At 27.9% G+C, this 24994-nt stretch carries 23 protein-coding genes; 17 read left to right on the top strand and 6 right to left on the bottom strand.

Translation table 11 applies throughout. The features are described from left to right. Window positions 1-49 precede the first annotated feature (49 nt). Window positions 50-949 carry an acetylglutamate kinase gene (gene argB, locus ABVS04_RS02240; RefSeq protein WP_368029031.1) on the bottom strand — a complete coding sequence of 300 codons (900 nt, stop codon included), beginning with the start codon at window positions 947-949 and terminating at the stop codon, window positions 50-52. A gap of 124 nt (window positions 950-1073) precedes the next feature. On the opposite strand from argB, the gene ABVS04_RS02235 reads away from it, so the two are divergent. Further along, window positions 1074-3806 (top strand): RecB-like helicase, encoded by a 2733-nt coding sequence (locus ABVS04_RS02235; RefSeq protein ID WP_368029030.1) that lies wholly within the window; start codon window positions 1074-1076, stop codon window positions 3804-3806. On the opposite strand, the gene ABVS04_RS02230 is transcribed toward ABVS04_RS02235, so the two are convergent. The 5 genes from ABVS04_RS02230 to ABVS04_RS02210 all read right to left on the bottom strand — a co-directional run bounded on the left by ABVS04_RS02230 (window position 3803) and on the right by ABVS04_RS02210 (window position 9211). Further along, on the bottom strand, window positions 3803-4369 hold the full coding sequence (locus tag ABVS04_RS02230; protein ID WP_368029029.1) for a thiamine phosphate synthase: 567 nt from the start codon (window positions 4367-4369) through the stop codon (window positions 3803-3805). The genes ABVS04_RS02235 and ABVS04_RS02230 overlap by 4 nt on opposite strands. Window positions 4370-4455: 86 nt before the next feature. Further along, window positions 4456-5142, bottom strand: coding sequence for a F0F1 ATP synthase subunit A (locus ABVS04_RS02225; protein WP_368029028.1), 687 nt, complete (start codon window positions 5140-5142; stop codon window positions 4456-4458). A gap of 91 nt (window positions 5143-5233) precedes the next feature. Further along, the gene (gene ilvA, locus ABVS04_RS02220) at window positions 5234-6439 is read right to left on the bottom strand and encodes a threonine ammonia-lyase (protein WP_368029027.1); all 1206 of its coding nucleotides are present in this window, start codon (window positions 6437-6439) and stop codon (window positions 5234-5236) included. A 98-nt stretch (window positions 6440-6537) separates the two neighbouring features. Continuing rightward, the gene (gene metE, locus ABVS04_RS02215) at window positions 6538-8808 is read right to left on the bottom strand and encodes a 5-methyltetrahydropteroyltriglutamate--homocysteine S-methyltransferase (RefSeq protein WP_368029026.1); all 2271 of its coding nucleotides are present in this window, start codon (window positions 8806-8808) and stop codon (window positions 6538-6540) included. Window positions 8809-8854: 46 nt separating this feature from the next. Next, window positions 8855-9211: a hypothetical protein gene (locus tag ABVS04_RS02210; RefSeq protein ID WP_368029025.1), complete on the bottom strand. Its 357-nt coding sequence runs from the start codon at window positions 9209-9211 to the stop codon at window positions 8855-8857. 130 nt (window positions 9212-9341) lie between these two features. On the opposite strand from ABVS04_RS02210, the gene trmD reads away from it, so the two are divergent. From trmD to ABVS04_RS02130, 16 genes are all read left to right on the top strand, one after another. Beyond that, window positions 9342-10019, top strand: a complete 678-nt coding sequence (gene trmD / locus ABVS04_RS02205; protein ID WP_368029024.1) for a tRNA (guanosine(37)-N1)-methyltransferase TrmD — start codon at window positions 9342-9344, stop codon at window positions 10017-10019. After that, window positions 10016-10375, top strand: coding sequence for a 50S ribosomal protein L19 (rplS, locus tag ABVS04_RS02200; protein WP_172127705.1), 360 nt, complete (start codon window positions 10016-10018; stop codon window positions 10373-10375). The genes trmD and rplS overlap by 4 nt, the downstream gene beginning before the upstream one ends. Before the next feature lie 29 nt (window positions 10376-10404). After that, window positions 10405-10923, top strand: a complete 519-nt coding sequence (locus ABVS04_RS02195; protein ID WP_368029023.1) for a hypothetical protein — start codon at window positions 10405-10407, stop codon at window positions 10921-10923. Between the two features lie 9 nt (window positions 10924-10932). Continuing rightward, the gene (locus ABVS04_RS02190; protein WP_368029022.1) at window positions 10933-11538 is read left to right on the top strand and encodes a DedA family protein; all 606 of its coding nucleotides are present in this window, start codon (window positions 10933-10935) and stop codon (window positions 11536-11538) included. A 3-nt stretch (window positions 11539-11541) separates the two neighbouring features. Beyond that, window positions 11542-12084 (top strand): hypothetical protein, encoded by a 543-nt coding sequence (locus ABVS04_RS02185; RefSeq protein WP_368029021.1) that lies wholly within the window; start codon window positions 11542-11544, stop codon window positions 12082-12084. A 43-nt stretch (window positions 12085-12127) separates the two neighbouring features. Beyond that, window positions 12128-13021 carry a DMT family transporter gene (locus ABVS04_RS02180; protein ID WP_368029165.1) on the top strand — a complete coding sequence of 298 codons (894 nt, stop codon included), beginning with the start codon at window positions 12128-12130 and terminating at the stop codon, window positions 13019-13021. A 212-nt stretch (window positions 13022-13233) separates the two neighbouring features. Next, complete coding sequence (locus ABVS04_RS02175) at window positions 13234-13467, top strand: hypothetical protein (RefSeq protein ID WP_368029020.1); 234 nt, start codon at window positions 13234-13236, stop codon at window positions 13465-13467. Next, window positions 13467-14126 carry a hypothetical protein gene (locus tag ABVS04_RS02170; protein ID WP_368029019.1) on the top strand — a complete coding sequence of 220 codons (660 nt, stop codon included), beginning with the start codon at window positions 13467-13469 and terminating at the stop codon, window positions 14124-14126. The genes ABVS04_RS02175 and ABVS04_RS02170 overlap by 1 nt, the downstream gene beginning before the upstream one ends. Window positions 14127-14153: 27 nt before the next feature. Next, window positions 14154-15275 (top strand): branched-chain amino acid ABC transporter substrate-binding protein, encoded by a 1122-nt coding sequence (locus ABVS04_RS02165; protein WP_368029018.1) that lies wholly within the window; start codon window positions 14154-14156, stop codon window positions 15273-15275. Between the two features lie 12 nt (window positions 15276-15287). Continuing rightward, window positions 15288-16190: a branched-chain amino acid ABC transporter permease gene (locus ABVS04_RS02160; RefSeq protein ID WP_368029017.1), complete on the top strand. Its 903-nt coding sequence runs from the start codon at window positions 15288-15290 to the stop codon at window positions 16188-16190. Continuing rightward, complete coding sequence (locus tag ABVS04_RS02155; protein ID WP_368029016.1) at window positions 16190-17155, top strand: branched-chain amino acid ABC transporter permease; 966 nt, start codon at window positions 16190-16192, stop codon at window positions 17153-17155. The genes ABVS04_RS02160 and ABVS04_RS02155 overlap by 1 nt, the downstream gene beginning before the upstream one ends. Continuing rightward, window positions 17155-17937, top strand: a complete 783-nt coding sequence (locus tag ABVS04_RS02150) for an ABC transporter ATP-binding protein (RefSeq protein ID WP_368029015.1) — start codon at window positions 17155-17157, stop codon at window positions 17935-17937. The genes ABVS04_RS02155 and ABVS04_RS02150 overlap by 1 nt, the downstream gene beginning before the upstream one ends. Then, window positions 17937-18659: an ABC transporter ATP-binding protein gene (locus ABVS04_RS02145; RefSeq protein ID WP_368029014.1), complete on the top strand. Its 723-nt coding sequence runs from the start codon at window positions 17937-17939 to the stop codon at window positions 18657-18659. Before ABVS04_RS02150 ends, ABVS04_RS02145 begins: the two co-directional genes overlap by 1 nt. Window positions 18660-18791: 132 nt before the next feature. Then, window positions 18792-22358 carry a proline dehydrogenase family protein gene (locus ABVS04_RS02140; RefSeq protein WP_368029013.1) on the top strand — a complete coding sequence of 1189 codons (3567 nt, stop codon included), beginning with the start codon at window positions 18792-18794 and terminating at the stop codon, window positions 22356-22358. Window positions 22359-22447: 89 nt separating this feature from the next. Continuing rightward, window positions 22448-24169, top strand: coding sequence for a glutamate synthase-related protein (locus tag ABVS04_RS02135; protein ID WP_368029012.1), 1722 nt, complete (start codon window positions 22448-22450; stop codon window positions 24167-24169). Beyond that, on the top strand, window positions 24159-24989 hold the full coding sequence (locus ABVS04_RS02130) for a DUF5718 family protein (RefSeq protein ID WP_368029011.1): 831 nt from the start codon (window positions 24159-24161) through the stop codon (window positions 24987-24989). The genes ABVS04_RS02135 and ABVS04_RS02130 overlap by 11 nt, the downstream gene beginning before the upstream one ends. Window positions 24990-24994 lie beyond the last annotated feature (5 nt).

Genomic DNA, 24994 nt, shown 5'->3' with positions numbered 1-24994 from the left:
CATATTCCTTAAAATTATCCCAAAATAAGGGAATTTTTATTTATTTAATTTAGTCGTTTAATAATTTATCCAAATTAATATCATTGTTTGGATTATCTCGTCTTACAAATTGAGTACCAATTCCATCACTTGTAAATAACTCAAGTAAAATAGAATGCTCAACTCTTCCATCAATAATGTGTGCTTTATTTACACCATTATAAATAGCATCAATACATGAATCAACCTTTGGAATCATTCCTCCTGCTATTGTTCCATCTAGTTTATATGCTTCTACACTTTCTTTATCTAATGAAGTAATTAAATTACCCTTCTTATCTAAAACTCCAATAGTGTCTGTTAAAAATAAGACTTTTTGAGCTCCAACAGCAGCTGCTATTTCACAAGCTGCAACATCTGCATTTATATTAAATCCAGGATGGTTAGGTTCAGCACTATCAGCAATTGGAGCAATAACAGGAATAAATCCTTCTTTGATTAGATTAGTAATCATTGTTCCATTTACTTTTGTGATTTCACCTGTGTATCCAAATCTACCACCATCTTTTGGAATGGCATTAATAATTGCTGAGTCTTTACCTGAAATACCAATAGCTTTTGCACCATGATGATTTAGTAAAGAAGTGATATTTTTATTAATTTCACCACTTAATACCATTTCAACAACTCTCATACTTTCTTCACACGTAACCCTATGACCATCCACAAAACTTGATGGAATCTCTAGTTTGTTTAGAAGTTCAGTAATTCTTGAACCACCACCATGAACAATTACAGGTTTTATTCCTAGAAGTGAAAGAAAAACGATATCTTGCGCAAATTTTTCTTTTAAATCAGGGCTTGTTTGAGCTGATCCTCCATATTTGATAACAATTATTTTTCCGAAAAACTTTTTAATATATGGAATTGCGTCAAGTAAGGTTTGAACTTTTTGATGTTTTGTTTGCATATAAACTATCCTAAGTATTTTTTGAGACTAGATTATATCTAAAAGAATCTTATTAATTTAATAAAAAATAATTAATCTAAAGAAATATAGTAAGTTATAATTGTTACTTTAGTATCATTCGTTTATGAAAAAATACTTAGCCCTAAAAGCTAGTGCAGGAAGTGGAAAAACTTTTGCACTAACAGTTCGATATATATCATTGTTATTACTTGGTGCAAAACCAAATGAGATTTTAACTCTTACATTTACAAATAAAGCGGCAAATGAAATGAGTGAAAGAATTTATAAAACACTTCTTACTTTAGGAGATGATGAAGCATACTTAAATGCAATTGTTGAGCAATCAAATTTATCAAAAAAAGAAATTCTTGGTAGAAAATCTTTTTTAGTAAAATCTTTTTCAAATGCTACTTTATCTATTTTTACAATTGATAAATTTATTAATAAAATTCTTAGAGAATTTTGTGGATATATTGGAATTTCAGATGATTTTGAAATAAAAGAAGATGATATTGAGACTTTAAGTATGAAGTTTTTAGAATCTTTAGATTCTAAACAATTTGAAATATTAATTGATTTTTCACACTATGAAAAAAAGAAGTTTAACTCTATTTTTGATCTATTTAAAAATTTACTTGAAAAAAATGAAACTATTGATATTTTAAATATTGATGCAAAATTAATTGACTTACAAAAAGATATGGTTTTAGAAAATGCTTTTAAAATAAAAGAAGCGATTTTAAATTGTAGTGTTGCAAGTAATAGTGCAATAAAAGCTGTTGATTTTGAAAAATTTGATGATCTATTTGGTAGAACTTGGCTTGAAAAAGATACATTAGCTGATTATTCATATTTTAAGAAATGTGCAAATGAAACAATTGAATCTTATTTTTCTACATTAAAAGAACAAATCGCTATTTATTATAAATTAAGAGCAGGTTATAGTCTTAGTAAATTATTTGAGTTGTATTTAATGTTTAAAGATTTTAAGTTTTCATTTAATAAAAATAAAAACTATTTAGAGTTTAATGATATTTCAAATTTAGTTTACGAACTATTATCAACAAAAATTGATAAAGAGTTTTTATATTTTAGATTAGATTCGCAGTTTTCACATATATTAATGGATGAGTTTCAAGATACTTCACTTTTACAATATAAAATTTTAGAGCCTTTAATAAAAGAGATACTTTCAGGGGATGCAACTAAATTTAAAACATTTTTTTATGTGGGAGATACAAAACAATCAATTTATAGATTCAGAGGTGGGAAAAGAGAGCTTTTTGATTATGTTGCAAATACAAATAAACTTCTTGAAGTTGAAGTCTTAAATACAAACTATCGTTCATGTGAAAATATAATTTCTTACGTAAATTCTCTTTTTTTAAAATTACCAAATTATGAATACTTTGAACAAGAATCAATAGCAAAAGATGGTTATATAGAAGTAATTGAAGATAGTGCTTTTGACGAAGATGAAAAATTTATAAATGTTGCATCAAAAATTGCAGCACTTTTACAAGAGGGTGTAAATTCAAATGATATAGCAATATTAACTTATACAAATGCTGATGTTTTAAATCTATACTACTATTTAAAACAAAAATTTCCATCTTTGAAAATCTCAACTGAGATGACTTCAAAACTTATAAATCAACAAAATGTAAAAGCAATTATAAATGCAATTAAATATATCTATTTTAAAGAAGATATTTATAAAGAGAATTTAAATGCACTTATTGGAAAATCAATATTAAATGAATTAGATTTACTCGTTTCTTTAGAAGAAAAATCTATTCAAGATTTAATAAAAGAGATAGCTAGTAATTTAAAAATAATAGATGAAAATATCATCAAACTTATTGAAGTGAGTTCTAGCTTCAATAATATTGTAGATTTCGTTTATGAAATAGATAAACTTGATGCAAATATGGTTAATAGTGAATCTATTGGTCTTCAAATACTAACTATTTTTAAATCAAAGGGATTGGAGTTTAATACTGTAATTTTACTTGATAGAATAAAAAGAAAGAATGTAGATAAATCATCACTTCTTTTTGAGTATGATAGTGTGGAATTAAAAAATATTTTTTATAAAATAAAAGGCTATGAAAACTACAATAAAGAGTATGAAAAAGCACTTGCTAAAGAAAAAGCTTTAAGTTTAGAAGATGAGATAAATATTTTATATGTTGCATTAACAAGGGCTAAAAATAATATGATAGTATTTAAAAAAATAAAATCATCAGTATTTGATATTTTAAATATGAGTACTTGTAAAATTGGAACTATAAAAGAGAGTATAAATATTTCTAAAAATTATGACAAGGTTGAGAAGGTTATTTATACACCTATGAATTTAGGAACTCAAGATAAACAAATAGCAAAAGAAAAAGAGTTAGATGAAAATCATCTACATGCAAAATACTTTGGAATTACAACTCACTATTGCTTAGAAATGATGAATGAATTTAGCCTTGATTGTTTGGATTATTCACTAAAACTTGCTAGAAGTAGATATTCAAATTATCTAAATGAAGTTGATTTTATTGATATAGAAAATAGAATTTTCTTGTTAGTTCAAAATGATGCTTTTAAAAATATTGTTAAAGATTCAGAATTCATAACAGAGCAGTCTCTTATATATAAAGAAGAAATAAAAATTATTGATTTACTTCTTTTTAAAAATGGCACTTATTATATTATAGATTATAAAACTACAAAAGATAGATTACCTGAACATATAGCTCAAGTATCTTTTTATAAAAAAGCAATAAAAGATATATTTAATACAAATGAAGTAAAAGCCTATTTAGTTTATTTGCACTCAAATGAAAGTTTTATAAAAGAGATCTAAATAAAATATCGAATAGAAGCAAAGGCATAAGCTTTTGTTTCTTCTACTTGCTTTACTTGCTCTTCATTTATAATTCCACCAAGAGCTATGATATTAATGTCTTTATATAAATTAATTGCTTTTTTTAGTTCTGAAACTCCTTTTGGCTCACCCTTATTTGGTGTGTGAAATATAGGAGAAAAGGTAACTGTATCACAATTTAAATCTCTTGCTTTTTTAATATCTTCTAAACTATGACAAGATATAATTGTATTTAACTTTAGTTTTTTTGCTTCTTTGATATTTTCGAATTGTGTTGAATTTAGATGAACACCTGTTGCATTTAATTCATAAGCTAGTTTATAATCTGTATTTAATAAAATCTCTTTTATATTAAAATTTTTACAAATTTTTATAAATGTTTCTGCTAATTCTCTATAATTATTAGAGTATTTATCTCTAAAACATGCAATATCAACTTTTTTATTTTCTAAAATTTTTATTAGTTTATCTTCAAATAAAGTTTTATCATTTGTATAGTATTTTGGATCCGTTATTAGATAGTGTTTTAGATTGTAATTCATATGATTTTATTTTCCTATGGCAATAAAAAAAGGGAATAAGTAAAACTTATTCCCTTTTGTGCTTTTTGTTGGAATTCTAAGAATTCTTAGTGTTCTTCGTGTTCCATCATAACTGATCCAGCAATATAAACATAAGTTAATATACTGAAAATAAACGCTTGTAAGAAACCAAACGCAGTTAATAAGAAGAATCCAGGAAGAGGTAATAACCAAGGTACTAACATTAAAAGTACCATAAGGAACATATCATCCCCTCTAATTGAACCAAAAAGTCTGAATGATAATGAAATAATTCTTGAAAAATGAGAAATAATTTCAATTGGGAACATTAAAGGAGCAAGAATTGGCATTGGTCCCATAAAGTGTTTAAAATAGTTAATAAAACCATTTTTCTTAATTCCAACATAGTTATAGTAAACAAATACTATTAATGCTAAAGATAAAGTAAAGTTGATATTACTAGTTGGAGCTTCAAAACCAGGAATTACTCCAATCATATTACTTACGAAAATAACTATAGCTAATGATGCAATTAACGGCATATAAACTCTAGCATTTTTTTCACCCATAGTATCAGCACCCATAGTAATGATACCACCAACAAATGTTTCCATTACATTTTGTGCTCCTGTTGGAACTAATTGTAATTTATTAGTTGCTGCTCTTGCTATTAAGAAAATAATTCCAATAACTAAAACGTAGTGAGATAGGATTATCCACTCTTGTCCATGTCCACCGATAGTTCCTAAGAATGTAAACAGTCTTCCTTCCATTTTCTTCCTTTATTTTTTGTTTCTACATACTAAATTATGCATGCATTATAATATTTGTTTTCTAAAAACTTTCTAAAGATATTAAATTAACTTAGATTTGTTTGAATCTATATCCACTTTGTTTCAAATTTTCTCTTATTAGTTCTTGATGTTCTTCACCTTTTGTTTCAAGGGCAATTGTAACATGAGCCTCACCAAACTCCAGCTTTACCGAATTTCTATCGTAATCTATTTGAACAATATTTGTAGAGCTTTTAGTAAAAACATCTGTTAATCTCATTAATGCACCTGGTTTATCCATAAGTGTTACGATAAGATTCATTTTTCTAAAAGATTTAACTAATCCTTTATCAATAATAAGAGATAACATTGTTACATCAATATTTCCACCACTTACTATTGCACAAACTTTTTGGTTATCCGTTTTAACTTTTTTATGCATAATAGCAGCGGTTGCAACAGCACCTGCTCCTTCTACCACAAGCTTATGTTTTTCAAGTAAAAATAAAATAGCATTCGCAGTTTCATTATCGGTTACTTCGACTATTTCATCAACATATTCTAAAATAATGTCAAGAAGCTTAGGTGTTACATCACGAACTGCAATTCCATCTGCAATGGTTTTAACAGATGCTGAATCAATAGGCATTCTAGCTTCAAATGATTCCTTCATTCCTCTAGCCCCTGATGCTACAACTCCTATAATTTTAACATTAGGATTTATAGCTTTTGCCGCTATTGCAATTCCCGAAATTAATCCACCTCCACCAATTGGTACAATTATTTGTTCCATATTATCAATTTTCTCTAAAATTTCTAAAGCAATAGTTCCTTGTCCTGCAATTACAGCATCATCTGCAAATGGATGAACGAACTCTTTATCATTTTCAATAGCAAATTTTGTTGCTGTTGCATATGCTTCATCAAAATTTTCACCAATTAAAACTACATTTGCTCCATATGACTTAACACCACTTACTTTTGTTAAAGGTGTTGCCTCTGGCATAAAAATAGTTGCTTCACAATTAAAATATTGTGCTGCATATGCTAAACCTTGTGCATGGTTTCCTGCACTTGCAGCAACTACACCATTTTTCCTTCTTTTGTCATCCATTATTGCTAGTTTATTGAAAGCACCTCTGATTTTAAAACTTCCTGTTAATTGTAAGTTATCTTCTTTTAAATATATCTCTGAATTTAAATCTTTACTTAGAATTGGAGCTTTTACTAAAGGAGTATTTAGAACAGTTCCTGTTAGTCTTCTTTTCGCATCTTTTATATCATTTAATGTAATCATGTTTTCTTTTCTTATTTTTTTTTTGAATCTTATCTAAAAATATGTTTTAGCATAATTAAGTATTTAATTGAATAATAATTTAACTAGAGTAAAAAACTCTAGTTAAATTTATTTTTTATTATATTTACAGCTTCAACCATATTTTTTAAACTTTGTTTTACTTCAGGCCATTTTCTAGTTTTTAATCCACAATCAGGATTTATCCATAATTGCTCTTTTGGTAAAACTTCAAGTAAAGCTTTTATTTGTTTTACCATTTCATCTACACTTGGAATTCTTGGACTATGAATATCATAAATTCCAGGTCCTACTTCTTGTTTATATGCAACTTCTTTAAAGATTTTTAATAGTCTATTTCCACTTCGTGCTGTTTCTATTGAAATAACATCTGCATCCATTTCTTCTATAGTTTTTATAATATCATTAAACTCACTATAACACATATGGGTATGAATTTGTGTATCAATAGCAGCTAAACTAACACTTAGTTTGAAATTATAAACAGCCCATTTTTCATAAGTTTTAATATTTTCAACTCGTAGAGGATAACCTTCTTTAAATGCAGCTTCATCAACTTGAATCATTTTTATTCCAGCTTTTTGCAAATCATCAACTTCTTTTGCAATGGCAAGAGCGATTTGTTTTGCTACTTCACTTCTTTTTATATCATCTCTTACAAATGACCAGTTTAAAATTGTAACAGGACCTGTTAACATACCTTTTACAACTTTTGAAGTTTTACTTTGGGCATAAGTTATCCAACTAACAGTCATTGGATTTGCTCTATTTACATCTCCATAGATTAGAGGAGGTTTTACACATCTACTACCATAAGACTGAACCCAAGCATTTTGTGTAAATGCAAATCCATCTAACATCTCACCAAAATACTCAACCATATCATTTCTTTCAGGTTCCCCATGAACTAATACATCAAGTCCTATTTCTTCTTGAAATGAAATACAATCATCAATATATTTTTTTATTTCTTTTTCATACTCTTCTTTTGAGATACAATTTTCTTTGAATTTTTTTCTATTTTCTCTAATTTCAGGGGTTTGTGGAAATGAACCAATTGTTGTAGTTGTTAGATAATCATAATTGAAAAACTCTCTTTGAATTTTTATTCTCTCTTTGAACTTATCTACTCTTTCAAAAAGTTTTAAATTTTTTATTTCATTTTGAATTTCTAAATTATGAATTTTACTAGATGTTTTTCTTTGGATATTATCTTCTAAATTTCTTTTGATAGTTGAAATCTCTTCTAAATTTAAATCCACATCAAAAAAATCTTTACTTACAAGTGAAAGTTCATTTAATTTTTCACAAGCAAAAGCTAACCAAGATTTTATTTCTTTAGCTAAGTTATCTTCATATTTTAAAGAAAAAGGTACATGAAGAAGAGAACAAGAGGTAGATACAATCAATTTATCTTTATTTATATGTGAAGAAATTTTTTCTAGTAAATCTATTTTCTTTTTGAAATCACTTTTCCAAATATTTCTTCCATCAATAACTCCTGCAATTAAAGTTTTATTTGAATTATTTATTTCTTCTAATACTTCTAAGTTTTTTTCACCATAAATAAAATCTAAAGCTAATGCCCAAATAGAAGTATTTACTAATATTTTTGTAGCTTCATTTGAATGTTCAAAATAAGTTGCAACTACTACTTTTATATTTGAAATACTATTTGAAAGCTCATCATATACAGGTTTAATTAAAGATAATACTTTTGTATCAATATCTTTTACAAATAATGGTTCATCAAATTGAACAATAATTTCATCATCAAGTTTTGATATCTCTTCTAGTAATTCTTTATAAATTTTTACTACATTATTAATTTGAAAAAAAACATCAGAATTATCAATACTTTTTGAAAGACCTAAATATGTGATGGGACCAATTAAATTTATTTTTGTTTTTAATCCTAACTCTTTAGCTTCATTATACTCTTCAATGATTTTTTTACTATTTAGTTTAAAAGTAGTGTTTTTAGAAATTTCAGGAACTATATAATGATAGTTTGTATTAAACCATTTAGTCATTTCCATTGCCGGACAAGAATCATTTCCTCTAGCCATTGTGAAATATAGTTCTTCATCTTTTAAATGTTCAAATCTTTTTGGTATTGCTCCTAGAAGAATAGTTGTATCAAGCACATTATCATAAAGTGAAAAATCATTAGATGATATAAAACTAATGTTAGCTTGTTTTTGGTAGTTCCAATGTCGTCTTTTTAATTGACGTGCCACATATTTAACTTCATTAAAATCACTTTGTTTTGACCAGTATTTTTCTAGAACTTTTTTAAGCTCTCTTTTTTCTCCAATTCTTGGAAATCCTATTACATAACTCTTTTGCATTTTTTTTGCCTTTTAATTTAATATTTTGTTTTGAATTTTGATTTGTTTAATTAAAATAAATGAAAGGAGGGTGAACACCTGATCTTCTAAATGCGAAGAATGTGTCATAATAAGGACATCTAGGAATAAATTTAAAGAGAGTTACTGCTAATGCAGTTTTTCTTCTAAAAACACAATCACAATGACAAGGTTTACTTTTTTGTATAAAGCAAGATATCAAGCTTTCTTGTAAAATTGGGACAGATTCATCTTCTTCATTTTCATCTTTTGAAGATATTGATAGTTTTTTATTTAAATGATTTTTATATGATGTAATTACACTATGTAATTTTGGTGCAACAGAATGTGCTTGTATTGCTGATAGTGTGAAATATTTTTTTCCAAAACCCTTAAGTAATTTCAAATAAAACCTTTTTTATAAATAAGTGCGAAGTGTAAATAATTAATGCTTAATTATAAATAAAAATAAATATGGTATGATTCCAAGAAAAAAGGAGAACATACTTTATTATATAAGGTATGTGAATTTAAGTTTGAAATTTACTTTTGTAACACTTTTCCCAAATTTGATTGAGCCATATTTCTATGACTCTATATTAAAAAGAGCAATTGAATCAAATTTTATATCTTATGAGTTTTATAATCCAAGGGATTTTACGACTAATAAGCATAAAAAAGTTGATGATCAAATGGTTGGTGGAGGAGCAGGAATGCTTCTTACTTGTCAGCCATTATTTGATTGCTTAGATGAAATAAAGAGTAAAAACAAAGATGCTTATATTGTTTTTCCATTAGCTGCTGCGAAGCCATTTAGACAAAATGATGCAAAGCGACTAGCTAAGAAAGAAAACATTGTTTTTGTTAGTGGAAGATATGAAGGAATTGATGAAAGAGTTATAGAAAAATATGCAAATGAAGTGTTTTCTATAGGAGAATTTATTTTAACAGGGGGAGAATTACCCTCTCTTGTGATGGCTGACGCTATTTCAAGAAATGTTGAAAAAGTTTTAGGAAATGCCGATTCTTTGGATGTTGAGAGCTATGAAAACAACCTTTTAGAAGCACCATCTTTTACCAAACCTGAAATTTTTCAAAAATTAAGTGTTGTTAAAGAATTCTTAAAGGGAAATCATAGTAAAATTTCCGACTTAAAATTCCAGATGTCCAATTGTAAGACAAAATATTATAGACCTAATAAGGAAAAACGATGAAAAATAGATATATAGCTAGTTTTGAAGCAGCTCAAATAGAGTCAAAAGAGATCCCTCAATTTAGAGCAGGAGATACTGTAAGACTTGGTGTTGAAATTAAAGAAGGTGAGAAAAAAAGAGTTCAAACTTTCGAAGGTATTGTTATCGGTAGAAGTGGAAACGGTGTAGACTCAACTTTTACAGTTAGAAAAATTGGTGCAAACTCAATCGGTGTTGAAAGAATTTTCCCATTATATTCTGAATCTTTAAAATCTTTTGAAGTAATTAGAAAAGGTAGAGTAAGAAGAGCTAAATTAAACTTCTTAAGAGGATTAAAAGGTAAAGCTGCAAGAATTAAAGAACTTAAAAGAAAGTAAAACTTTGGCTTAGGCCTTAGTTTGATTTAATGTCAAAGATCTTAATTCACACAACCTCGATAATCGAAGCAAATCCGATTATCAAATTTTTTAATTTGAAAGAATTAGAAAACTCTTACGAAAATAAAATATATTCCAATGATGATATCTTACTTATAATATCTGGAGTAAGTAAAGATTTAATAGTTAAGTCTTTGGATTATATTTTTAAAAACTATTCAATTTCTAAAGCATTTGATTTAAGTATTGCATCTTGTAGTGATGGTTCAATTGCCCTTGGAACACTTTTTTGTACTAATAGATTTATTGGTGGATTAAATTTTGCTAACATTACTACTATAGAAAAACCACTTGAAACTGATGAAAATTTAGAAACTTTATTAGTTGATAAACAAGCACAATTCTTCTCTCAAATTTGTAAAGAAAATATTAAAGACTTTTACGTTTTAAAAATAGTTTCTGATTATTTTGATGAAATAGAACCAACAAATGATATAATATTTGAACTTATTAATAACTCAATATCAAAATGGAAAAAACTAATCTAAAGGATCCACTTGCTTACAAGTATTGTTAATTTTATAGTTGAAACTGTAGGAAGTTTAGGCTATATAGGTATTTTTTTAATGATGTTTCTTGAAAGCTCATTTTTCCCTTTCCCTTCTGAAGTAGTTATGATTCCTGCTGGTTATTTAGCTTATAAAGGTGAAATGAATATGTATATAGCAATTGCTGTAGGAATCTTAGGTTCTCTTGCAGGTGCTTTATTTAATTACTATTTAGCTATTAAATTTGGAAGAAAATTTTTAATTAAATATGGGAAATACTTTTTTATAAAAGAGCCTACTATTGTTAAAATGGAAGAGTTTTTTAAATCACATGGACATATTTCAACTTTCTCAGGAAGATTAATACCTGCTGTTAGACAATATATCTCATTTCCTGCTGGACTGGCTCGTATGAATTTATTTGTATTTTGTATTTATACAAGTTTAGGTGCTGGTATTTGGGTTATTATACTTACATTACTAGGATATTTCTTAGGTGGGAATGAAGTTTTAATCAAAGAGTATTTACATACTATAATTATTATTATATTAGTTTTATTAGCTATTTTAGCTCTTTGGTACTATAGAAGAATTAAAAAAGTAAAAGCTTTATAAATCATGTATAAAAAAATACTAAATATAATTTTAATTGTTTTAGTATTTATTTATATAATATTTGAAGAATTAGTTTGGGAAAAGTTTGCTAAACCTCTTATTAAACTTATTTCAAGTCTTCAAATATTTACTAAACTTATTCCAAAAATCTTATCTTTAAATTCCTATGTAATCTTGATATTTTTTCTTAGCACATTTATTATTGTGGAATTAATTGGTATTTATGCAGGTATTTTATTTGTTTCTGGACATATTTCAAGCGCTGTAGTTATATATATATTAAAAGTACCCGTTGCTGCTTTTATTTTTTGGTTTTTCAATATTACTAAATCAAAATTATTAGAATTTAAATGGTTTGAGTATTCTTATAACTATCTATTATTAATAATTTCAAAAATCAAAAACTCTTCAATATATATAATGATTAAAGATAAATCTTATGAATTAAAAAAATCAATAAAAGATAGATACTTTTCAACTAGAAGCAAATTTAAGAAAAAAGCAATTTATATTTATAAATTAATAAAACAAAAAATTAAATTATAATTAAACTTTATTTACTACAATTAGATAAATTTTTTAAGGTTTAATTATCAAAAATCAAAATCAAGCATATAAATATGCACTAATCGCAATATTTTTTTGGTCAACAGTTGCAACTGCTTTTAAAGTTTCTTTACAGTATTTAAGTCCATCCGAATTAGTTTTATACTCTTCACTGTTTTCTTCAATAGTTTTATGGTTAATAATTTTTTATCAAAAAAAAATCAATGATGTAAAAATTCATATAATAAATAACTATAAATTAGTTTTTATTCTAGGTTTAATAAATCCATTTTTATACTATTTAGTTTTATTTAAAGCCTATGATTTATTACCAGCCCAAGAAGCTCAAGCTATAAATTATACTTGGGCATTAATGTTAGCTTTTTTATCTGTAATTTTTTTAAAACAAAAATTAACATTCAAAGATATCCTTGCAGGTATAATATGCTACTTTGGTGTTTTGATTATATCTACAAAAGGTGAGCCTTTTTCATTAAATTTTTCAAACATTGATGGAGTTATATTAGCATTGCTATCAACCGTATTATGGTCTATGTATTGGATTATAAATACTAAGCAAAAGGCTGATCCAATAGTTGGTTTGTTTTCAAATTTTTTAGTCTCAATTCCAATTGTTATTATTTATTTTCTTATAACTCAACCTTTAGTTCTTCCAGATATAAAAGGAATACTAGCAGCTTCTTATGTTGGATTATTTGAAATGGGAATTACTTTTTTCTTTTGGTTAAAAGCAATGCAAAGTGCAACATCAACTTCAAAGATTGCAAATCTAATTTTCATCTCACCTTTTATCTCTTTAATATTTATATATTTTATTGTAGGTGAGCAAATTTATATATCTACAATTTTTGGATTAATAATTATTATTTTAGGATTGATTTTGCAACAATTTAAAAGCTCAAAAAAGAATCCTTAAAATTACACAAAAATCGTAAAATTAGGAGAAAAATAGCATCAAAATAGCATTTTGATATTTTTTCTCAAAAAACATTAAAAATGACTATTTTATATACATTTATGATGAAAAAAATCAGATTAAATTAAGTTTCACTATGTAAAAATGACTTAAGAAAAAATAGTAGTACTAAAAGTACTACTAAAAATTTATTAGGGAAAATGGTTTAAGAAATGGCAAAACTTAAAAATAAAAGAACTATTATCAAAAAAGTTATCAACAAACATATTAATGGTAGTAAGAAAGAAATTTCTCAGCTTACAATAAAAATTGATAGCAAGTTAGATAATGCTCTAGCAATTTTGAGTCAAAATTTAAATATATCAAAAAATAAACTAATAGAAGATATTTTATTCGAAAGTGGAATTTTACAAGAAGTAGATGAAAACTATATGGAGCAAGAATAATGAGTGTTTTCCCTATAAAAGATGATGTTATAAATGCAGTTATAGCTGGTATTGAGAATGCAAAAAGAAACTATACTTTTTGGACATCTGATGAGTTGTACTTATCATATGCTCCTCCAAAATTTTTAACTATTCATGTTGCTCAAGAAATTGGTAAATTAGCTAATGCACCTGAAATTTTCATTGATGCAACGGTTTCAGATATTTTAAGATGTTCATTACCAAATAGAACAGATTATAAAGATTTCATGAGAAAAAACTATATTATGGATAGATTATTATGTCTAACTTTAGATGAAAGATTTATCCATAAAAGTGATAATGATTCCGTTTCTAAAGTTATTATGTCTTTAAAAAATGGTGTTCGAAATGTACAAGAAGAGTATAAAAATGATGTTGAGCTTATGTGTAAAATGTTGCAAAGAGATAATGCTTCAGATTCAACATTAGATTATGGAATATTTGCATTCTATTTAGATATTTCATCAAGTGCTAGAAAAAATGCTCAAGAAAGACTAGATAATATTATTGAATCATTTGATTTAATAGTAGCTTCACATAAAAATTTAAAATCAAGTTTCAAAGGGGGAAGTATAAAAAAGATAGAAAAAGTTGGTGAGTGGTGTATAGGTTGTTATGTTATAGAGCATACTTTATAAAAATTAAATAAATTTAAGGAGAGATAAATGATTTTAAAAAATATTACAAAAACAATAGCAGTAAGTGCTATCTTAGCTAGTTCATTAATGGCAGCAGATGTTGTGAAAATAGGTGTACAAGCACCAATTACAGGTGAATATGCAAATGAAGGTCAAAGTATTGATAACTTTGTAAGATTAATAGTTGAAGAAAAAAATGCCGCAGGTGGACTTTTAGGTAAACAAATTGAAGTTGTTACTTGTGATGATGAAGCAAAAGCTCAAAAAGCTGCTGTTTGTGCTAAAAAGTTATCAAATGAAGGTGTAATTGCAGTAATTGGTTCATATACTTCAGGAGCAACAGAAGCTGCTCAAACAACTTATTTTAGAAATAATATTATTCAAACATCAGATGGAACAAGTGATTCTTTAATATCAAATAAATACTGGACATTCTTTAGAAACTCATTCCCTAATTCATCACAAAGTGATTATACTGCTGAATATATGGTAAATACAAAAAAATATAAAAATATTGTTGTTTTATCTGATTACTCTTCTTACTCAGAAGGTTTAGGTGATGCAACAGCAGCATCTATTAAAGCTTTAGGTGGAAATGTTATTTATAGAGGAAAAATTAAATCTGGAACTCAAAACTTTTCTGCAATGTTAACAAAAGTAAAATCTATGAATCCTGATGTTATTTATTATTCTGGTTACTATACTGATGGTGGATTATTAAGAGCTCAACAAGCGCAATTACAAATTGATGCAGATTTTGTTGGTGGAGATTCAAATGATAATCCTGATTTCTATAAATTAGCAGGAAATGCTGCTGAGGGTACAGTTTTAATCAACTTCCCAACTCCTGAAATTTTACCTTATCCAGAAGCTAAAAAATATCTTGCAGCTTATAAAAATAAATTCCAAATGGATCCCCCATCAATTTGGCCTGTTACAAATGCAGATGGTTTAAGAGCAGTTATGGAAGGTGTTGAAAAAACTAATTCTTTTGATACTAAAAAAATTGTTGAATATATTAAAACAATGAAAGATTTCCCAGGAATCACAGGGCCATTTAATATTAGAGAAGATGGTGAAAGAATTGGTGCTAAATTTGTTGTTTATAAAATGAAAAATGACGGTACTAAAGACGTAATTAGTCAATAAAAGGTTTATTAAATGGATATCTTTTTTCAACAGTTAATTAATGGATTAACTATAGGAAGTTTATATGCATTAGTAGCTTTAGGTTATACAATGGTTTACGGTGTGATGAAGTTAATCAACTTCGCTCACGGTGACCTTGTTGCCTTTTCTGCTTATGTTGGACTTACTATCTTTACGCAGTTTTATGGTTCAAATGCCTTATCTTTAGTAAATATTGTAATAGTATTTTGTTTAACAGCAATTGTAGTGGCTTTTGTGGGTGTTCTTCTTGAGCGTCTAGCATACAGACCTTTAAGAACGGCACCGCGATTAAGTGCTGTTGTTTCAGCCCTTGGAGCCTCACTTGTTATTCAAAATGGAATCATGTTAATTTGGGGACCAAATATGGAAATCTTTCCATCAGATATTTTTCCAAGTACATCTTGGGATTTTGGTGGAGTAATTATATCATTTACACAAGTTATGATTTTAGCACTATCAGCTGTATTAATGACTGCTTTATATATTTTTATTAATAAAACAAAAATGGGTACAGCAATAAGGGCTACTGCTATTGATCAAGATGCTGCAAAATTAATGGGTATTAATGTTAATAGAATTATTATGACTATTTTTATTATTGGTTCTATGCTTGGAGCAATTGGTGGATTATTTATTGGGATTTATTATAGAGGTTTAACTTTTGATATGGGTTGGCTTTATGGATTAAATGCATTTATAGCAGCAATCATTGGTGGGATTGGTTCAATTCCAGGAGCAATGCTTGGTGGACTTTTATTAGGGTTATTTAATGCAATGATTTCAGGCTATATTTCAACCACTTGGGCTGAGACTTTTACATTTATTTTATTAATTGTAATTTTAATAATAAGACCAACTGGAATTCTTGGTGAAAAAACAGCGGAGAAAGTATAATGAATAAAACTACTATTATTGCCATACTATTTTTAGTAACAATGGCGGTTTTTCCATTTTTAGTTGATTCTGCATGGCTTAGTATTGGTATTACTTTTCTAGTATTTGCAGTTGTTGCTTTTTCTCAAGATATTATTCTAGGACGAGCTGGAATTTTCAATATGGGGCATGCAATATTTTTTGGAATGGGAGCATATACAACAGCTATTTTAAATGTAAATTTTGGTTTTGAGATTATTGAAACAATTCCATTTGCGATTATTATACCTGTGATTTTTTCAGTTTTATTAGCAGGTCCAATTATTCATTTAAGAGGTGATTATTTATTAGTTGCAACAATTGGATTTAATATCATTTTTGAACAAGTATTAAAAAACAATGTATTTGATTTAACCGGTGGTCCAAATGGTATTTTTGGAATTGATGTTGTTAGAGTTTTTGGTTATGAATTATGGTCTGATACTGCTATTTATTATATAGCTTTTGGATTATTGATTATCACTTTATTTATAATTAGAAATCTTGATAATTCAAAATATGGAAGAGCACTATATTATATAAATAAAAATGAAATAGCAGCTAAATCTATGGGAATTAATATCTCATATTACAAACTATTTGCCTTTGCTTTAGGAGCTGCAATTGCAGGAGCTGCTGGAAGTGTATTTGCTATTCAGTATTCAGCTGTAAGTCCTGAGTCATTTAGCTTTATGCAGTCTGTTATGTTCTTTGCTATTGTTTTAGTAGGAGGATCTGCTTCTCTTCCTGGAATTATAATAGGAACATTTGTAATGTTTGTATTACCTGAGTTATTTACAGAGTTTAAAGAATCAAGATATTTAATCTTTGGTGCAGCGATGGTATTAACAATGATTTTAAGACCAAATGGTGTATGGCCTGCTACTTTTGGAAATATTCCAAATTTCTTAAAGAAAAAAGCAGCTAAATTGAAGGAGACAAAATAATGAAATATGTATTAGAAATCCAAAATGTTTCAAAACTCTTTCATGGTTTAGTTGCTATTGATGATTTAACAATCAAGGTAAAACCAGGTCAAATATATGGAATTATTGGTCCTAATGGTGCTGGTAAAACTACACTTTTTAACTGTGTAACAGGTATATATACTCCTGAAAAGGGAACTATTAAATACAAAGGTGAAAACATTACAGGAATGGAACCTCATAAAATTGCTCAAAGAGGAGTTTTAAGAACATTTCAGAATATTAGATTATTCAAAGAGATGAGTGTTGCTGAAAATATAATTGCAGGATGTCATACAAAATCAAAACAAAAATGGTATCACTCAATTATTCACACACCTTTTTATAAAAAAGATGAATTAAAACAGTGGAAAAAAGTTGAAGAACTAATGGAGTTTTTTAGCTTAAGTAAATATGCAAATACACCAGCTGGTGATTTATCATATGGAAATCAAAGAAAAATCGAGATGGCAAGAGCATTAGCCGCTGAACCTGAACTTTTAATTTTAGATGAGCCAGCAGCTGGACTTAATGAAAATGAAACAATAGAACTTACAAATATCATCTTAAAAATAAAAGAGATGGGACTTGGAATTATGATGATTGAACATGATATGGAAATGGTTATGAAATTAACTGATTACATTACAGTTATAAATTTTGGAAAAGAGATTTCTCAAGGTGAACCATCTTTTGTTCAAGCAGATCCAAGAGTAATTGAGGCATATATTGGAACAGATGATGAAGAAGAGGAGAATGCATAATGGTAAATAATGAAATATTATTAGATATTAGAGATCTTCATGTTTCTTATGGAGCTGTAACAGCGATAAAAGGAATTTCATTAAAAGTTTTAAAAGGTGAAGTTGTAACAATTTTAGGTGCAAATGGTGCTGGAAAAACTACAACTTTACAAACAATTTCTGGATTAATAAAATCAAAATCTGGATCAATAGTTTTTGATAAAAATGATATTACGAAGTGTGAAGCTCACGATATTGTATCTTTAGGAATGTCTCATTCTCCTGAGGGAAGAAGAGTATTTGGAACTTTAACAGTTGAAGAAAATCTTATGATGGGTGCTTATACTCTAAAAGATCATGATAAGGAAACATTAGCTTGGATATATGATATTTTACCAAGATTAAAAGAGCGAAGAAAACAACTTTCAGGAACTCTTTCAGGTGGAGAACAACAAATGCTTGCAATTGGTAGAGCTATTATGTCTAAACCAAAACTATTAATTTTGGATGAACCATCACTAGGACTTGCTCCAATTTTGATAAAAGCTATATTTAAAGCTGTAAAAGAGATTGCTCAAAGTGGTGTTACTGTTTTATTAGTAGAACAAAATGCAAAAGCAGCATTAAAACTAGCTGATCGTGCTTATGTTTTAGAAGTTGGAAAAATCACACATGAAGGAACGGCAGAAGAATTATTAAACTCAAAAACTATTCAAGAAGCATATTTAGGTAAAAAACATTAGTAAGTAAAAGAAAAAAGTGTGAAGTAGCAAGAGGGATTAAACTTGGCGGTTCTCCCTCTGTTGACACAATTAAGCGTGCGTCTAAAGCTACTTAAAATTTGATTAAGATTCAATTAATTTTAAGGATTGTAAATGAAAAATGAAAAAGAAATTATAGAAAGAGCTATAGTTTTAGCAGAAAAATGGCAAAACAGAGCTACTCAGCTTGTTAGTAAATGGGATAAAGAGTTTTATGTAAAAATGAATAAAATGCTTGAACATCCAAAAGATAAAGCACTTTTAATTGAGTTAATGGATCAAGCATTTAGATGTGATTCAAATGCTAGAGTTGCTGATCAAATCTGTTTTTTATTAGAAAAACATGGTATGGCGCATTTTTTTACAACAAAAGATAAAACACTATTATGGTTATTTCAAAATTTTGGAAAGTTCTTACCTGATTTATCAGTTCCAATGTTTGTAAATCAAATAAGAGAAGATACAAAAACAGTAGTTATTAAAGGAGAAGAGGAGCCTTTTAATAAACACTTAAAAATGAGAAAAGAAGAAGGAACTAGAGTAAATATTAATCTAATTGGTGAAGTCGTTCTGGGAGAAATTGAAGCAGCAGAAAGAATGGAAAAATACTTAAAAGCTTTAGCTAATCCAAATATTGATTACATTTCAATCAAAATTTCTACAATATTCTCACAAATAATTGCCTTAGATTTTGAACATACAGTTGAAGTATTAGTTGAAAAATTAAGTGAAATATATGCTCAAGCAAAGAAATATCCATATATCTCACCAAATGGAACAAAATCAAATAAATTTATAAATCTTGATATGGAAGAGTATAGAGATTTAGCAATTACTGTTGAGGTATTTAAAAGAACTTTAGAAAAACCAGAATTTAAAGATTTTTATGCAGGGATAGTTTTACAAGCATATTTACCAGATTCATTTAACTGGCAAAAAGATTTATGTGATTGGGCTAGAAATAGAGTAAAAAATGGTGGATCTCCTATTAAGTTTAGACTTGTAAAAGGTGCTAATATGGAAATGGAAGAAACAGAAGCCTCTCAGAAACATTGGGAAATGGTAACTTATATTGATAAAAGTGATACAGATTCAAACTATAAAAGAATGGCAAAATATGCATTACTTCCTGATAATGCACCATTTATGCATATAGGAACAGCTTCTCATAATCTTTTTGAATTAGCATTTGCTGTTGAATATGCACGTGAAAATGGAACAACTGCTTATCATACATTAGAGATGTTAGAAGGAATGAGTGAGGCTTCAAGACTTGCTATTAAAGAAATTACTAAAGATGTAATTTTATATGCTCCAACAGCTTCAAAAGAGCAGTTTACAAATGCAATTGCATATTTAGTTAGAAGACTTGATGAAAATACAGGTCCAAATAACTTTATTAGATATTCATTTGGATTAACAGTTGGTTCTCGTGATTGGAACATGCAAAAAGAGTTATTTATTCAATCTTTTGAAAAAGAAAAAACATCATTTGTTGGTGCAAAAAGAAAACAAAATAGATTAGAAGAAGATTTTTCAAACTACTCAAATTCATCTTATGATACTAAACATTATCATGCAGAGGCTGATACAGATTTCGTATTACCTGCAAACCAAGAGTGGGCTAGAAATATTGTAAAAAAATGGAAATTTACAAAAGATACAGTTCATCAAATAGCTCCTATTGTAGTTGCTGGTGTTGATATTGTTGAAGACAGAATGGTTGTAGATGCTATTGATAAATCTCAGTTAAAAGAGGGTATTTTAGCTGGTAGATTTGCAACTGCTAATGCTGAAGACTTAAAAAAAGCAGTGGAAGTTGCAAAGGCTGATATTGATGGATGGAGAGCATTAACTCACACTCAAAGACATGAAGCTTTAAAAGCAGTTGCTATAAAAGTGCGAGAGCGAAGAGATGACTTAATTGGAGTTGCTGCTGCTGAGGTTGGTAAAGTATTTACTGAAACTGATGTTGAAGTTTCTGAAGCTGTGGATTTCTTAGAGTTTTATCCATATAGTGCAAATTATTTTGAAAAATATGAAAATTTAGAGTTTACAGGTAAGGGTGTTGGTGTTGTAATTCCACCATGGAACTTCCCTGTTGCTATTCCATTAGGTGGAATTGCAGCTATTTTAGCTTCTGGAAATACAGTTATTATTAAACCAGCTTCTGTTGCAGCTCTAACTGCTTATGAAATGTGTAAATGTTTCTGGGATGCTGGTATCTCAAAAAATACACTTCAATTTGTTCCTTGTGCAGGTGCCCTTGCAGGTGAGCATTTAATTGCAAATAAAGATGTAGACTTTGTTATTTTAACAGGTGGAGAAGATACAGCAGCTTCAATGCTAAAAACAAGACCTGATTTATTCTTAACAGCTGAAACAGGTGGAAAAGATGCAACAATAGTTACAAATATGGCAGATAGAGAACAAGCTGTTAAAAATGTTTGTAATAGTGCTTTTGGAAATTCAGGTCAAAAATGTTCTGCAACTTCACTATTAGTATTAGAAGAAGAAGTTTATTATGATGAAGATTTTAAAAAAGCTTTAATTGATACAGCAGCTTCTATGAGTGTTGGTTCTGTTTGGGATTTCAAAAATAGAATTGGAACTTTAGCAAATCCTGTATCTGGAAATCTAAAAAAAGCACTTGAATCATTAGAAAAAAATGAATCATGGTTATTAGCTCCAGAATATGTAGATGGAAATGAATATATGCTAAAACCATCTATTAAATGGGGAGTAGATGAGGGTAACTTTATTCATATGAATGAGTTATTTGGACCAGTTCTAGCTGTAATTAAAGCTAAAGATTTAGCACATGCCGTAAAAATTGTAAATGACACAGGATATGGATTAACTTCAGGAATTGAATCACTTGATGAAAGAGAAGTAAACTATTGGAAAGAAAACTTAAAAGCTGGAAATCTTTATATTAATAGAGGAACAACAGGAGCTATAGTTTTAAGACAACCATTTGGTGGTATGGGTAAATCTGCAATTGGTGCAGGAAGAAAAGTTGGTATTTTTAATTACATTACTCAATTTGTTGATTTCAAAGAAAAATCAGCTCCAAAAGTAAGTAAAAAATATACTAATAATTTAACAAAATTTATTGAAAAATGTAAAACTAATCATAAAAATGAAGATTTTAATAAATTAGAAATTGCACTTCAATCATATTTAGAAAATTATGAAAATGAATTTTCAAAAGCAAAAGATTATGCAAATGTAAGAGGTGAAGATAATCACTTTAGATATTTACCTTTAAAAAATGTTGTTATTAGAGTTTCATCTGATGATACAATTTTTGAAGTTGTTTCAAGAATATTAGCAGCAAAAGTTTCAGGTGTACATTTTAAAGTTTCACTTAATAATAATGCTCTTATAAAATCATTCTTAGAAGTATCAAAAGAGTTGTTTTCTGCTAGAGACTCATTAGTAGAACAGTCAGATGAAGAGTTTGTAAAATATATTAAAAATTATGACAGAGTTATTTATTCTGATATTTCAAAAGTACCTACATTTGTTTTTGAAGAAGCTAGAAAATCATTAACATTCATTATTAGAGCTAAACCTATGATGGAAGGAAGACTAGAACTTCTAAACTACTTTATTGAGCAATCAATTTCTCACTCATTCCATAGATATGGAAACATCGGAGCAAGAGCTATTAAATAAGAAGGTTACTCCTTCTTATTTACTCTACTTTACATACTATTTACCCACCCAAGGATGTTATCATTCTTTAAAATTTACTAGGAATTATTATGGAAACATGGATTATAGTGTTATTAGCTATAAGTATAATAATATTTGCATGGTATATTCATGACAAATATGTACAAAGAAAACATCAAATTTTAGTTAATTATCCAATTATTGGAAGACTTAGATTTGTTTTTCAAGAGTTTAGAGAACCTTTTAGACAGTATTTCGGAGATGAAAAATTCTACGAATCAATGGATAAACTAGACTGGGTTTACAACGCTTCAAGAGATAAACCAAATTACTCATCATTCTCTCCTTCTCAACCCTTGCCAAAACCAAAATTTATGCTAAGACATACAAATATTGTTTTAAATGATGATGAGGTTGAAAATGATTTTTCGGTTACTTTTGGAAAAAATCAGAAAAAACCTTTTATCACAAAGTCAATTATAGGAAGAGGACCTATGAGTGATGGCTCTATCTCTCCTGAGGGTACTAGAGCTTTTGTATATGGTGCACAAATGGGAGGTTTTCCTATAAATTCAGGTGAGGGTGGTTTAACTTCAAACTTTTTTGTAACACATAATGATTATGATAAAAGTTATATGAAAGAGGTTAGTGGAAGCTCTTTTCAATACAAAATATTTAAATTAGCAAAAATATTTTTTAATGAGCCAGTTGCTATTGATTTATATAGAAAAATCATTTTTAGAAAAGATAATCAAGCTGATACTTATATTTTTAATAAGAAAAATAACTCTTTTTATAGATTAAATTGGGATGCCGATTTAGAACATTTTCCAAAAGAAGTTCCTTCTGATATGCCAGATGTAATTTTACAAATTAGTTCAGGACTTTATGGTGTTAGAACAAAAGAAGGAAAGTTTGACATAGAGCGTTATAAAAAACAAATGAGCTTTTGTAAAATGACAGAAATAAAAATCGCTCAAGGTGCAAAACAAACAGGTGGAAAACTAATAGCTAAAAAAGTTACTCCTTCTATTGCATATTATAGAAATATAGAAGCATATAAAGATGCTTTCTCACCAAATAGATTTCCCTATGCAAATACAAATGAAGAGTTATTTGATTTCATTGGTGAGCTTCAAGAAGCCTCAAGAAAACCTGTTGGTATAAAAATTGTAATTTCAGATCATAATAATATTGTTCCAATTGCTAAAGAGATAAAAAGAAGAGTGGATTTAGGATTACCATATCCTGATTATATCTCTATTGATGGTGGAAGTGGTGGAACTGGAACTGCTCCTTTAGAAATGATGGAACGAATTGGTATGGATATAAGAGATGCTTTATATTTAGTTGATAAGGTATTAAAAGATTATGGTGTAAGAGAACATGTGAAAATATCTGCAAGTGGAAAAATACTAACTCCTGATGATGTAATTATAATACTTTGTTTAGGGGCTGATTTTGTACAAATTGCACGTGGATTTATGATGAGTGCTGGATGTATTCGAGCTCGATATTGTTCAGGTTCAGGAACTCATCAATGTCCCGTTGGACTAGCAACTCAAGATATTAAAAAAAGAAAACACTATTTTGTAAAAAAACACTCTGAATTTGTAAAAAATTATCATAACAATATTATTAAAAGTATGAAAAGTTTATTGGCTGTTATGGGTTTAAAAAATGTAAAAGAGCTAAATATTGAAAAACTTATATTTTTAGATATCGATTCTATTATTCATGATGATATGCATGAATTATTTGAAAGAAGAATATTAAAGAAAAAAAAGAAGGAAGATGAAAATGCAAGCTGATGATTTAAAAGATTATTTAGGTTTCGCAGTTGCTGGAAACTTTGCAGGTCATTTAGGAGAAGCAGGAGAAGCGGACGAGTTTTCAGTTATTAAAACTGAAGAAAAGAATGCTCCAAAAGGTCTGTTTCCTTTTTATATTAAAGGGCATGATTCTTTTTTAGGAACATATCCAATTTCTTATGATGTGATTTCTACTCATAATAGAGAAGAAGATAAAGTGCAAGCAGAACCTGAAGTTGCATTGATTTGTGATTTTGTATATGAAGATGGAAAAGTAATTGATATTATTCCTAGATACTTTTCTGCTTTTAATGATTGCTCCCTTAGAATTCAAGATGGAAATAAATTAAGTACAAAGAAAAATTGGGGAAAAAATACAAAAGGTATTTCAACAGATTTTATTGAAATTGATAACTTTAGCGAAAGTGGAATTTTAAGTAAGTACCACCTTTCTTCATTTATAAAAAGAGATGGGAAAATTCATAATTATGGAACTATCTCAGCTGTTAAATCATACTCATATTTTTTTACTCAATTAAAAGATTGGATGATTGATAAGTTTAATACTCAAGAAGATTGTGGACCTTTAGAAGAATTAAGTCAATTTATGAAAAATGCTAAAGATGCAAAAGGTATGATAATAGCAGCAGGGGCCACAGCTTATGCAGATTTTGGTAAGAAAAATTTCTTGAAAAAAGGAGATGAACTTTTTATCTATGTTTATAATGCACGTGTATATTCACATCAAAGTATTATAAATAACATAGATTCAAATGAAAAGTTACCTGAGTGTTCTAAATTACATCAAGTTATTATTTAATATAA

The sequence above is a fragment of the Arcobacter sp. s6 genome (genome assembly GCF_040884245.1).
Classification (GTDB): domain Bacteria; phylum Campylobacterota; class Campylobacteria; order Campylobacterales; family Arcobacteraceae; genus Aliarcobacter.
This window is presented reverse-complemented; position numbering and strand designations above follow the sequence as displayed.

What these genes read in the sequence shown, in the direction of transcription:
- argB (WP_368029031.1), bottom strand. Translation starts at nt 949, where the DNA reads ATGCAAACAAAACATCAAAAAGTTCAAACCTTACTTGACGCAATTCCA.
- ABVS04_RS02235 (WP_368029030.1), top strand. Translation starts at nt 1,074, where the DNA reads ATGAAAAAATACTTAGCCCTAAAAGCTAGTGCAGGAAGTGGAAAAACT.
- ABVS04_RS02230 (WP_368029029.1), bottom strand. Translation starts at nt 4,369, where the DNA reads ATGAATTACAATCTAAAACACTATCTAATAACGGATCCAAAATACTAT.
- ABVS04_RS02225 (WP_368029028.1), bottom strand. Translation starts at nt 5,142, where the DNA reads ATGGAAGGAAGACTGTTTACATTCTTAGGAACTATCGGTGGACATGGA.
- ilvA (WP_368029027.1), bottom strand. Translation starts at nt 6,439, where the DNA reads ATGATTACATTAAATGATATAAAAGATGCGAAAAGAAGACTAACAGGA.
- metE (WP_368029026.1), bottom strand. Translation starts at nt 8,808, where the DNA reads ATGCAAAAGAGTTATGTAATAGGATTTCCAAGAATTGGAGAAAAAAGA.
- rplS (WP_172127705.1), top strand. Translation starts at nt 10,016, where the DNA reads ATGAAAAATAGATATATAGCTAGTTTTGAAGCAGCTCAAATAGAGTCA.
- ABVS04_RS02195 (WP_368029023.1), top strand. Translation starts at nt 10,405, where the DNA reads ATGTCAAAGATCTTAATTCACACAACCTCGATAATCGAAGCAAATCCG.
- ABVS04_RS02185 (WP_368029021.1), top strand. Translation starts at nt 11,542, where the DNA reads ATGTATAAAAAAATACTAAATATAATTTTAATTGTTTTAGTATTTATT.
- ABVS04_RS02175 (WP_368029020.1), top strand. Translation starts at nt 13,234, where the DNA reads ATGGCAAAACTTAAAAATAAAAGAACTATTATCAAAAAAGTTATCAAC.
- ABVS04_RS02170 (WP_368029019.1), top strand. Translation starts at nt 13,467, where the DNA reads ATGAGTGTTTTCCCTATAAAAGATGATGTTATAAATGCAGTTATAGCT.
- ABVS04_RS02165 (WP_368029018.1), top strand. Translation starts at nt 14,154, where the DNA reads ATGATTTTAAAAAATATTACAAAAACAATAGCAGTAAGTGCTATCTTA.
- ABVS04_RS02160 (WP_368029017.1), top strand. Translation starts at nt 15,288, where the DNA reads ATGGATATCTTTTTTCAACAGTTAATTAATGGATTAACTATAGGAAGT.
- ABVS04_RS02155 (WP_368029016.1), top strand. Translation starts at nt 16,190, where the DNA reads ATGAATAAAACTACTATTATTGCCATACTATTTTTAGTAACAATGGCG.
- ABVS04_RS02150 (WP_368029015.1), top strand. Translation starts at nt 17,155, where the DNA reads ATGAAATATGTATTAGAAATCCAAAATGTTTCAAAACTCTTTCATGGT.
- ABVS04_RS02145 (WP_368029014.1), top strand. Translation starts at nt 17,937, where the DNA reads ATGGTAAATAATGAAATATTATTAGATATTAGAGATCTTCATGTTTCT.
- ABVS04_RS02140 (WP_368029013.1), top strand. Translation starts at nt 18,792, where the DNA reads ATGAAAAATGAAAAAGAAATTATAGAAAGAGCTATAGTTTTAGCAGAA.
- ABVS04_RS02135 (WP_368029012.1), top strand. Translation starts at nt 22,448, where the DNA reads ATGGAAACATGGATTATAGTGTTATTAGCTATAAGTATAATAATATTT.
- ABVS04_RS02130 (WP_368029011.1), top strand. Translation starts at nt 24,159, where the DNA reads ATGCAAGCTGATGATTTAAAAGATTATTTAGGTTTCGCAGTTGCTGGA.